This window comes from Nitrospira sp. BLG_1, from assembly GCF_047338595.1.
Taxonomy (GTDB): domain Bacteria; phylum Nitrospirota; class Nitrospiria; order Nitrospirales; family Nitrospiraceae; genus Nitrospira_D.
The window spans coordinates 1-11,732 of sequence record NZ_JBLFBO010000064.1; the positions used below are offsets into that span (position 1 = coordinate 1).

Sequence of the window (11,732 nt, forward strand, 5' to 3'; positions counted from 1 at the left end):
GGTCCGGAGTTTCGGCTCAAGGTGGGAGACCGGGTCATCGTGCATTTTGTGAATAACCTCGAGAAGTCGGGTTTGGATCCAGAAGCGAATGTGTCGGGTATTCACTGGCATGGCATCGAGTTGAATAATGCCAGTGATGGCACGGAGGTGACGCAGTCTGCAGTGGCTCCCAAAGGGGGGAAGTTCGACTACGATTTCACCGTCACCCGGCCGGGGATCTTCTGGTACCACCCGCACCACCACTCCTCGACCAACCAAGTGGCCAAAGGACTCTACGGGTCGATCATTGTTCAAGATAATCAGGGGCATGAAGCGCAGCTCCGGGATAGTGGCGTGATCCCGTCGGCAGAGCCAACCAAGACGCTGACGCTGGTGCTCAGCGACATCACGGTCTGCAACACTCCAGGAACTGGGACTAACCCGGCCACATTTGCCGGTGATCTGCCGCACGTTAGTGGCGTTGAGGCGTGGGAGATCAACTACTCAAATGATGATTTGAATCAGTCTCCGCTCATCCTCTGTGAACTGGAGCCGCGGGATGCCAATGGAGTGTATACACCGAGTCTCTACCAGGCCGGAGACGTTCCGAACATTCAAGCTCCCAGCTTGACTGGTCGTATGAGTGAAGGGTTTACGGTCTTGACCAACGGCGTGCAGGTTGATGCGAGAGGAGGGACTCCTAGTACCCCAGCTGATCCTTCATCCAGTGTGTTGGCAAATGCACTTGAAGTCCAGGCAGGTCAGGGACTGCGATTGCAGATCGTGAATCCCTCGCCGGTCCGTTACATGCGCCTTCGGTTGACGACCAGTAGTGGGGCGCCAGTCAATTTGCTTCGAATCGGTGGAGAAGGGGGATTGCTCGATCATGCGGTGCTCGAGGGGGGGGCTACTCCTAATGGGTTTGATTTTAAGTATGGAGAGGGAGAGATCTTGCTCCCGCCGGCTGGCCGCGCGGATGTGGTGGCGGCGATTCCGGAGGACGCCACAGGCGTTCTGACCCTCTGGACGGAGGATTTCGAGCGGGTGGCAGCCACATACTCTTGGACTCCGACGGTGCCGGTGGCGCATCTGAAAGTTGGTGGTAGCCCGGTCACATCTACGTCGTTGGTAAAAAAGGCGGGGGATCCTCTGCTTGCAAAGGTGGGAGCGTCGGTCAAGGTCCTCGGTGCAGCACCAGATAATCTGATTGCCCCTTCCAAGGGCGAAGACGGGTCGACGAATAAAGACATCCAGCTGACGTTCTGGGCCAACAACGGCGCGTTTCAGGCGTCGATTGACGGGGTCCCGATGCCGAGAGACTTCACAGGCCTTGGGAAAGATGGTGTCGCCAGCGGTGGCAATCCTTTTTTTCTAGCCTCAGCCCGTCATGCAACTCTCGAGAACACGCTGGAGCTGACGGTGATCAATACGACGGGGGCGCACCATCCGTTTCATTTGCATGGATTTTCATTTCAGCCGAAGAGCCTGAACCCGCGAGCAGGCACAACCGGACCGGACTACAACTTCCCGTACCATGAGTTTCGGGACATCATGGATGTGCCTGCAAATTATACCTTCACGTTTCGGGTTTCCTTGGACGATCGGCCGACGAAGAACAAGCCGGTAGGGGGAGGACTGGGCCGGTGGCTGTTCCATTGTCACATCCTTCCTCATGCCACGTTCGGCATGATGTCGGAGCTTCACGTCCACTGAAACGAAAACGCCAAGTATCAACACAGATGAAACGCTTGAAACCGTAAAGGAAGGCTCTATGAAAACACGACATCTCTTAGTGGCCGCACTCAGTATGCTGGTGGGGTGGGGCTCGGCTGGCGCAGTCCAGGCTGCACCGACCGTCTCCTTCGAGGCTGGAGACAGGCCGGGAAACTTTTTTACCTGTTCGAACACAGGCAACTCGACATCGATCGGGTGTGTGCCTGGATCCATTGGGGGAGCTCAGCAGAGGTCCCTCGCCGTCATTGCCCCTCATGAAACGGTGGGGTTTCCCTCGTTTAGCGGAGAAGCCAGCACCATCCATACGGCGCTGAGCTTGCTCTGGCCGACGGGTGCCACACACGATGATAACCTGCCATTCGCCACCCACCCATTCAAGGCAGCCATCGATTTTCTCAACCCGGCACCGGGGGGCGTGGCTACCGTGCAATTGCATAAGCCAGGCTTGTACGTTTTTATCTGTGACATCCATGTCTACATGTTTGCGATAGTCATCGTAGATGATCCCGCCACGGTCGTGGATGATCCATCTAACCTAGTCCCCAGTTTAGGGTTAGATCTCGGCGAAACGATTACACTGGTAAACGGTATTGAGATTCCGACAGCCAGCGATTTGGCGCTCCGCCTGGTGAAAACCGCTTTCATGATTACGGACCCGAATAATTGGAAGGATTACAGTAAATCCAGCTGGCAACCAAGCTATCCTCCTGTTCCAGTGATTGCCTATGCTGCGAGGCCGGATCCGCAGAGTCCTCCGCCTATGGTTCCGGTTGCGAATCTCAATACGCTCTTGCAGACGGCCGCAGTCAATCCAGCGGCTCAATTGCATAACCCGACTATACCAGCTATTGGTGAAATTTGGGTCAACACCCAGTTTGAATTGACGGCGGGGAAGTCAAAGCCTGGAGCGGCGACGGCCGTCAATGGAGCGGACTGGAAGCTCACGAAGAAGGTGGCACTCCCGGCGACTAACATGAACCATCCCCACAACATGTGGACGGATAGAGATCAGAATGTCATCTATCAGACGCAATGGTTCGACGAGCGATTAGCGGTGTTTGACAGAAAGACCGGCGAGTTCATCCGTGAACTGAACGCGGGTCCCGCTCCCTCCCACGTGATGACGAGAGCCAATAACGACCTCGTGCATGTGGCGCAGAACGGTGGCAATAACGTGCGGGAGTTTAACGATCTGGCTGGCTCAGGTGGTGCAAGTCCAAATCAATTTCTTCGGGACATCCCGATGACGAATTCACCGGTGGATAACTCCGACATTATTCACGCCACCCATCCTCATGGTCATTGGATGAGTTCGACCGGGAATGAGATGGTAACCCCCAACGAAAACGTCAATACGTCGACGGTCTATAATTTTCAAGCCGGTGCAATCGAAGCCACCATTCCTACGGGAGCTGTGCCAATTGCCACGGGAATGATGCCAGATTCGAGTAAGTACTACGTGGCCAATTTTCTTGACAGCACCATATCGGTTATGAATATGGCGAACAACAGCAATACAGAGATCAAGAAGATTAATTTGATTGAAAAGTATGATCCAGTTGGAGGTTGCCCTGGCGACCTATTATACCAAGCGCCTGGAATACCGGGTAAAGATTGTTCGCTTGTCGGCGCCTTACCGATTCAGACGCCGGTGAGTCCGGACGGAACCAATATGGTCACGGCCAATACCTTGACGGGTACCATTACCGTCGTTGATACCCGGCATCTACTGCCGAACGGTAGTGTCAATCCGAAGGAAGATACGATTGTAGCGATGCCGGTGGATAAGAATGGTATGGCTTGTGATCCAGGTTGCCATGGCGTGCAATATGGCGCCAAAGCATTGCCGCCTGGCGATAAGAATCCGTATGGCCAATACTATGCCTATGTCGCCAACAAATTCAGTAACGCGATGATCATCGTGGATCCGGATCCAGACCGGAACGGCGATCCGAGCGATGCGAAGATTGTCGGGCGTGTGTTGCTAGCTGGGTCGGCGTCGACTGTCCAGGACGATACGGTAATCGGCAATAAGGGCATGGGTGGGCAGGGTGTCCTGGCTGTTCCGAACGTCTACAATGGCTGGGTGCAGCAATGGGTTGAGAACTGCAAGGGCAGAGACTGCAATAACTGGAAAAAGCAGCTGACTTCGAAACAGAAAAATCCCCGACCGGTGCAGTAGGACGATGAGTACATCCCGCCTGGGAGAAATCCAGGCGGGATGTACCACGCGGATCGCTGGAAGGCCGATATACTCGGTTGTCTGGTAGATTGTCAGATTGAGGGCTCGGAATGGTAAAGGGGCGGGGTTCGTTGTGGGCTGTCGCCGTGCTGACCGCTGCGGGTCCTGGCGGACCACAACGTGATTCCCTAATGCGGACTCATGGCTCTGCCTGAAAGCTGAATGTCTCGATCTCGGATTGTGTGCTACGGCTGAGTGCTGATGGAACTGCAAGAGTGCCTGGCTCAGCGAAATCACCTACTGTGCATCTGTTCCAATCCTTGAAAACGTTTGGCCATCAGGCGACGCTATCCTAAGATGGCTGGATGTCAGCCGATGCTGCGCGGGTTCTCTCGTCTCCACTGGATACCGAACATGCTGCCAGTGCTCTCCTTGAAACAGATACCGGCCTGATCTGCCTCCTGATCCTTGCTCGATTTCATGATCTCCCCGCCGACGGCGCTCAGCTACGGCATCAGTTTGCCCAATCTGGACAGATGCTCTCCGATACGGATCTCCTTCGTGCCGCCAAACATCTCGGGTTAAAAGCTGGGTTAGTGAAGACGAAGTGGAACAAACTGCCCGGGATGCCCTTGCCGGCTATCGCCAAACGAACGGACGGACGCTATCTCGTCGTGGCCAAACTCGAAGGGGAGAGGGTGCTGGTTCAGGATCCCGTTGAAGGACGCCCCCTCCTGTTCGAACGATCTCAGTTTGAAGGGATGTGGACCGGCGAATTGTTGCTCTGTACAAAGCGGGCCCATGTCCGGTTCCAAGACTTCAAGTTTGACTTCACCTGGTTCATCCCGGCGATCGTCAAGTACCGCACGCTGTTCGGCGAAGTCCTGCTTGCGTCCTTCTTCCTACAGCTCTTTGCTCTGCTGACGCCGCTCTTTACGCAGGTGGTCATCGATAAGGTGCTCGTACACAAGGGGTTTACCACGCTCCATGTGTTGGCGATCGGGATGATCACGCTCGCGATATTTGAGGCGCTCTTAGGCGGACTTCGGACCTACCTGTTTGCCCATACCACGAATCGGATCGATGTCAGCCTGGGTGCACAACTCTTCCGTCATGTCCTAGCGCTGCCTCTTTCCTATTTTGAGGCGAGGCGCATCGGCGATACGGTGGCACGGGTCAGGGAGTTGGAGCACATCCGTCAATTCTTGACCAGCCACTCGATCACGGTGGTGCTTGATGTGCTCTTTACCGTCGTGTTTTTAGCCGTGATGTGGTTCTACAGTTCGACCCTCACGCTCGTGGTGATGGCGTCATTGCCGATCTATGCGCTGTTGTCCGTGGCGATTACGCCGGCGATCAGGGCTCGGTTGCATGAGAAGTTCAATCGGGGCGCGGAGAATCAAGCGTTCTTGGTGGAAGCTGTCAGCGGGATTCAAACCGTGAAGGCCATGGCAGTGGAACCGCCGCTTGTGCGGAAATGGGAAGAGCAGCTGGCCGGCTATGTGCAAGCGAGCTTCCGTGCGACGAGCGTGATGACGATTGCCGGTCAGGCCGCGACTGCCGTGCAGAAGATTACCACGGTGGCCGTGCTGTGGCTCGGAGCCTATCGTGTCATCGGCGGCGATCTCAGTATCGGCCAGTTGATCGCGTTCAACATGCTGGCGGCCCAGGTGACGGGTCCGATTCTACGGCTGGTCAATCTCTGGCAGGAATTTCAACAGGTCGGTATTTCAGTCGAGCGGTTGGGCGATGTGCTCAATACGCAGCCTGAGCCATCCTACAATCCGAACCGGACGACGCTGCCTCAGGTCACAGGGCTGGTGCAATTTGACGAGGTGACCTTTCGGTATCGACCGGACGGTCCGGAGGTCATTCGGAAACTTTCTTGTCGTATTGAGCCGGGCCAGATGATCGGGGTCGTCGGCCGGTCCGGTTCGGGAAAAAGTACGATCGCGAAGCTCTTACAACGACTGTATGTGCCGGAGCGGGGACGGATCCTTGTCGATGGCGTTGATCTTGCTCAGGTCGATCCGGCCTGGCTCCGACGACAAGTGGGGGTCGTGCTGCAAGAGAACTTCCTCTTCAATGGTTCGGTGCGGAGCAATATTGCACTGACGGATCCCGGTCTGTCGATGGAGCAGGTGATTCATGCGGCGAAGTTGGCCGGCGCCCATGAATTTATCCTGGAATTATCGGATGGGTACGACACGGTGATCGGTGAGCATGGCTGCACCTTGTCGGGTGGGCAGCGCCAGCGGATCGCTATCGCTCGGGCGTTGGTCGCGAATCCCCGTATTCTTATTTTCGATGAGGCGACCAGCGCGTTGGATTACGAATCCGAAGCGGTGATCCAGCGGAACATGGTGGAGATCGCCAAGGGCCGAACGATTGTGATGATTGCTCATCGACTGAGCACGGTGCGGGCGGCTCATCGTATCTATGTTGTGGAACGAGGCGAGATTGTCGAGCAGGGAGCGCATGACCATCTGCTCAGCATCGGCGGCGTGTATGCGCGATTGCATGCTCATCAGGCCGGTGGCCAAAGGTGAAACGTAAGGGGTGAAGGGTAAACGGTAAACGGAAGAAGTTTCGTGTTGTGGGTGTCTGGTTTCGTCGATGAAGCGATGGGCTGTTTGTCGTCACCCGTAACGTGAAACCTGAAACGCGAAATGCAACTCTGAGGTCACATGGCGTTCGGTGTGCTGTCACGACAGTGGACGGTGTGGAGGGCCGCTTGGCAGGCAGAATCGCGCCAGATGTCCGGCACGGTCGCTCCGAGTGGGCGTGCTGCAGAGTTTCTGCCGGCGGTCTTAGAAATCCAGCAAGTCCCTCCCTCGCCGATCGGTCGTGCACTCATCTGGACGATCGCGGCAGCCTTCACTGCAGCGGTGTTGTGGGCCTCATTCGGCCGGATCGACATTATCGCCATCGCACAGGGCAAGATCATCCCCAGCGGCTACTCCAAGATCGTCCAACCTTATGAAACCGGCGTGATCGCTGCCATTCATGTGCAGGATGGACAGGCGGTGAAGCAAGGGGATCTACTGATCGAGTTGGATGCGACGCTCAATCGCGCCGACCGTGATCGGGCCTCGAATGAACAGCAGGCAGCGAATGTGGACGCTGCTCGGCTACGGGCTCTCATTAAAGGCCAGGCCACCTTCGATGCTCCGGCTGATGCCGATCGCACGTATGTCCTGTTGCAGCAACAGTTGTTGCGTGATCAGCTCGCGGAGTACCAGGCCAAGGTAGCCGCAGCCCAACACCTTGTCGATCAACGCCAGGCTGCGCTGGAGCAAACCAAAGAAAATATTGTCCGCTTAGAGGCGACGGTGCCGATGGAGGTGGAGCGGGCTGAGGCCTACAAGAAGTTGCTCGAACATGAGGCCGTGACGAAGATGGATTTTCTCCAGGCTGAAGGGCAGCGGATCGACAAGGCTCAGGAATTGGCCGCACAGAAAAAGAAGTTGGCCCAAGATCGGGCGGCACTCGCTGAGGCGGAACAACACTATCGCGCCATGGTGTCGGAATTCCAACAGAACAAGCAGGCCGAGCTGTCGGTGTTGGAAACCAAGGCGGCCTCGCTCTCGCAAGAGGTGACGAAGGCAGGTCAAAAAGCCGGTCTGCAACGGCTGATGTCCCCGATTGACGGAGTGGTGCAACAGCTCACAGTTCATACCGTCGGCGGTGTCGTGACGCCGGCTCAGCAGTTGCTTATCGTGGTGCCGCGTGAACATCAGGTAGAAGTCGAGGCGCAGGTGGAAAACAAAGATGTCGGCTTTGTGCAAGAAGGGCAGTCGGTCGAGATCAAGATCGAAACGTTTCCGTTCACTCTATACGGAACGATTCCAGGCCATGTCTTGACCGTGTCTCACGATGCCGCGCCTCTTGAAAAGGTCGGACTTGTCTACCTCACGAGAGTCAGTATGGACCGATCGACGGTCCACGTCGACGGCAATCGGATGAACCTATCTCCGGGTATGGCGGTCACGGTTGAGATCAAGACCGGCCAGCGACGGATCATCGAGTATTTGCTGAGCCCCTTACTCAAATCGGCACAGGAGAGTCTGAGGGAGCGATAAGCAAGAGCGCCAAACGTGAGGCGTCAGGGGTGTGAGGGGCAAGGGGGAGGAAGTGAAGCCTGAAGCGTGAAACGTAGGAAATCCGTGATGGAGAGGAAGAGAAGAAGTGAAACGTGAGAGGTGAACGGTGAAGGGAGAGAGGGGGGTACAAGAGAAACCCTGTCTCGGTGAGCGACGTGGAGTGATGGCCGTCGTCATGCTCGCCCTTGTGGCCACGACGAGTTCGGCTTGGGGGAGGGATGAGGGGACTTCTGGTCAGCCGATACCGTTGCCGACCCTCTCGTTGACGTTGCGCGACGCCTTGTCGGCCGCAGTAGACAATAATCCGGATATCCTGTTGCACAGGGAGCGGGTTCAAGAAGCGAAAGGCCGGGTGCAGACACAGTTGGGAGCCTTGTTGCCTAATCTGTCCGCCGATGTCCGGCAGAGCAGGCGGACTCAATTTCTCGGGACCATCGGTCTGTCTCCCGTGCGCACCGATCCCTTCAGCATTTTCGACGCCCGGATCAGTGCGACGCAAAATCTGTTCAGTCTCAGCTTGATTCAGCGGTGGCGGGCTTCACGAGAATCGTTACATATGACTGAACAGGAGGCGGAAGCCAAGAAGTTCGATACGATGGCCAGCGTGGCCCTGGCCTACATGGAAGGGCTGAAAGCCATGGCCTTGATCAAGGCGCATGAGTCGAATCAGCAGATCATGAAGGAGTTACTTGGAACGATTCGACAGCGGCAGCGTGGAGGCCTGGCCACCGGGCTCGATATTGCGCGGCTGGAAGCCCAACTGGCGGCGGAGCGGCAGCAGAGTTCCTCGGCAGGGTACGAGCTCGACCATGCCAAATTGAGCCTGATCAATCTGCTCGCATTACCAACGACCAGTGCTGTGGTGCTGACCGATCAGTGGCTCACGGATGTGCCGGAGCTTCCACTGTCGCAGAAGGCGGTCGAGGATGCGCTCGGTCAACGTCCCGAGGTGCAGGCGCAGTATACTCGCGTCAGAGCATCCGAATTGATGTATGCCTCTATGACGGGGGAGCGGGTCCCGTCACTGGTCGCACAGGGCGACTACGGGCTGGTGGGCAATCGCTGGACGAATACCCTCGATACCTACAGTATGGCGTTGATTCTTCAGATTCCCATCTTCGATGGCGCGCAACGTGAAGGGCGCATCGCGCAAGCACGAAGTCAGTGGCAGCAAGAGGCACTCCGGATGAAGTCAGTGCTCAACCAAGTGACTATGGAAGTTCATGATGCACTCGCGTCGATGACGGCGGCGAAGGAACAGGTGGGGATCGCTCAAGCCGGTCTTCAGATGGCGATGAGGGAGCTCGATCTGGCCCGGGAACGCTATGCCGTCATCACTTCCGCCAGCCACTTTGAGTTGACGAATGGACTCTCGGCTATCGCCCGCGCACGAGAAAATCTTGTCAACGCTCTCTTTCAACTCAACGCCGCCCGCGTCAATCTGGCCCGCTCGACCGGGAGTCTGCAGGCATTGAATTAGCCGATCCCTGTCTGATTATCGGCTCTGTATGGCGACGGATGTGAGGGGCCTGATGCGCCCGTTGTGGAAGAGTCCATTTCCGAAGGCATCGTCAAGATCTGCTCCCGGTGGCTCCTGGGCTGCGCCCGGTCGTGGTGGCCGTGTCTTGATTGATCGACCTTCGAAGGAGGATAATTTGACGGAGAGGGGTGGTCTATGTCTATATCCCGAGTTCGAGCTGGGATTCTTGCCGCCGGCATCGCCGCACTGCTCCTCCATTTTCCTACTGAGGTCGCACGGCATGTTCTGTCGCTTGTTCCTCATCAACTATCGACGCCCTTCGAGCTGGAAAATCTTGCCTCGTTAGCACCAGGAACTGTCAGCGAATTCACACCGCGAGATTCTGATGAATCAGTGTGGAAGGCCGTCCTCACTCGGGTCTTTGGCATGGCGTTGATCGGAGTGCCGGTTTGGTATTTCCTGCAACGGCGAGAACGCGAGGAAGAGCTTCAGCGGCTCGACAAAGGCTGGGCCGCACGCTTACATGCGCGTAGCGAAGAGTTAATGGCTGTCAATGACGCGCTCGTCAGTGAGGTCTCGAAGCGAATTGATACGGAACAGTCTCTGGAAGCCAATCGGCGGGATCTTCGGTTGCTTGCGTCCCAACTGCTTCGTCTTCAAGAAGAGGAACGACGGCGAATCTCGCGTGATCTGCACGACGATATCAATCAACGACTGGCGCTCTTGTCGATCGACATCGAAATGTTGGAACGGCAGCTCTCACACGCGGCCGTCGGTACCGTCCGAACGATCCGCAGCATTCAGGATCGTATTGTCGAACTATCCGAAGGTGTGCGCCGTCTCGCCTATCAGTTTCATCCGTCCATCCTGGATGATTTGGGTTTGTCCATCGCGCTCCGTCGCCTCATCGATGATTTTCAGGCCCGTACCGGTCTTGATGCCCGGTTCATCAGCAAAGACATCCCGCAGCACCTGGCGCAGGACGTGGTCACGTGTTTGTACCGTGTGACCCAGGAAGGGTTGGCAAATATTACTCGTCATGCCAGGGCAAGCACCGTGCAGGTTGAGCTGATGCGAGTGCGAGACGGATTGCAGCTTATGATACGGGACGATGGGGTTGGATTTGACATGAATCATGACGGTGGTCGGCGAGGAAGCCTCGGGTTATTGAGTATGAAGGAACGGGTCTCCTTAGTTGCCGGGTCGTTCACGATAGACTCGACACCGGGTGAAGGCACACGGATTTGTGCCTGGGTGCCGTTCAAACAGGAGCGTGCATGAGCAAGCCCCGGGTGCTCCTAGCCGATGATCATGCCTTAGTCCTGGAAGGATTCAAAAAGCTGCTTGAAGAGCATTGTCAGGTCGTAGGTTCCGTAGAAGATGGTCGGGCATTACTTGACGCGGCGAAGCGTTTGCAGCCGGACATTGTGGTTCTGGATATTTCCATGCCCAAACTGAACGGCCTTGATGCAGCACGTCGGTTGCGAAAGATGATTCCCCAACCACGATTGATTTTTGTGACGGTTCATGCGGATCAGGACTATGTCACTCAAGCCTTCAAGGCTGGCGCCTCAGCCTATCTGCTGAAGCGGTCGGCGGGATCGGAGCTGTTACAGGCCATTGATGCGGTGAAGAACGACAATTATTACATCACGTCGTTGATTGCCAAGGATCTGGTCCAAGCCGCAATCGCCGACACGGCATCGGGGGCCGACGGCCAGGACCGTCTGCCGATACGACAGCGAGAGATCTTGCAGCTGGTGGCGGAGGGGTTGACACTCAAGGAAATCGCGTCCACGCTGGGGCTCTCTCCCAAGACGGTCGAGTATCACAAGGCCAAGCTGATGGAGCAGCTTGGCCTCCATACCACCGCTGAACTGACAAAGTACGCGCTTGCCCACGGTCTCACGTCCTCCTCCGAGTAGTAGTCTGTCTGGCTTCATTTCTTCGCTCATCCCTTCCAGTGGAATTTCCCTTGCGACTTTAGGCATGTGCCTCATGGTACAGGCCCTGGGATCTTGCTACAACTAACAGTAGGCTGACGATGGATCCTACGAAAGGAGGTTTGTGGTGGCACCATATGGAGGAGATCTGAGGTTGTGGTGATGTTGACACTTCGGATCGGGCCTTCGTCAATGGGCATGCCACGTGGAACGTCTCGGCCTACAGATGCAAATGATCAAACGAGGAGGTCACATCATGGCAGCATCAAGTGAGCGGGGCTATGACGTCTCGCAGTGGTACGATTCGAAGC

7 protein-coding genes are annotated in these 11,732 nt (G+C 56.3%); all 7 read left to right on the forward strand.

Annotation, left to right across the window (positions count from 1 at the left end):
• The coding region (locus ACMTNU_RS19190) for a multicopper oxidase family protein (RefSeq protein WP_413936899.1) at nt 1-1,692 on the forward strand (1,692 nt) is incomplete at its 5' end.
• A gap of 58 nt (nt 1,693-1,750) precedes the next feature.
• Nucleotides 1,751-3,895, forward strand: coding sequence for a YncE family protein (locus ACMTNU_RS19195; protein ID WP_413936900.1), 2,145 nt, complete (start codon nt 1,751-1,753; stop codon nt 3,893-3,895).
• Nucleotides 3,896-4,260: 365 nt separating this feature from the next.
• Nucleotides 4,261-6,444: a type I secretion system permease/ATPase gene (locus ACMTNU_RS19200; RefSeq protein ID WP_413936901.1), complete on the forward strand. Its 2,184-nt coding sequence runs from the start codon at nt 4,261-4,263 to the stop codon at nt 6,442-6,444.
• A 138-nt stretch (nt 6,445-6,582) separates the two neighbouring features.
• On the forward strand, nt 6,583-7,977 hold the full coding sequence (locus ACMTNU_RS19205) for an HlyD family type I secretion periplasmic adaptor subunit (RefSeq protein WP_413936902.1): 1,395 nt from the start codon (nt 6,583-6,585) through the stop codon (nt 7,975-7,977).
• A gap of 127 nt (nt 7,978-8,104) precedes the next feature.
• The gene (locus tag ACMTNU_RS19210; RefSeq protein ID WP_413936903.1) at nt 8,105-9,478 is read left to right on the forward strand and encodes a TolC family protein; all 1,374 of its coding nucleotides are present in this window, start codon (nt 8,105-8,107) and stop codon (nt 9,476-9,478) included.
• Between the two features lie 195 nt (nt 9,479-9,673).
• Nucleotides 9,674-10,759, forward strand: coding sequence for a sensor histidine kinase (locus ACMTNU_RS19215; RefSeq protein ID WP_413936904.1), 1,086 nt, complete (start codon nt 9,674-9,676; stop codon nt 10,757-10,759).
• Nucleotides 10,756-11,403, forward strand: coding sequence for a response regulator (locus tag ACMTNU_RS19220; RefSeq protein WP_413936905.1), 648 nt, complete (start codon nt 10,756-10,758; stop codon nt 11,401-11,403). Before ACMTNU_RS19215 ends, ACMTNU_RS19220 begins: the two co-directional genes overlap by 4 nt.
• Nucleotides 11,404-11,732: the final 329 nt, after the last annotated feature.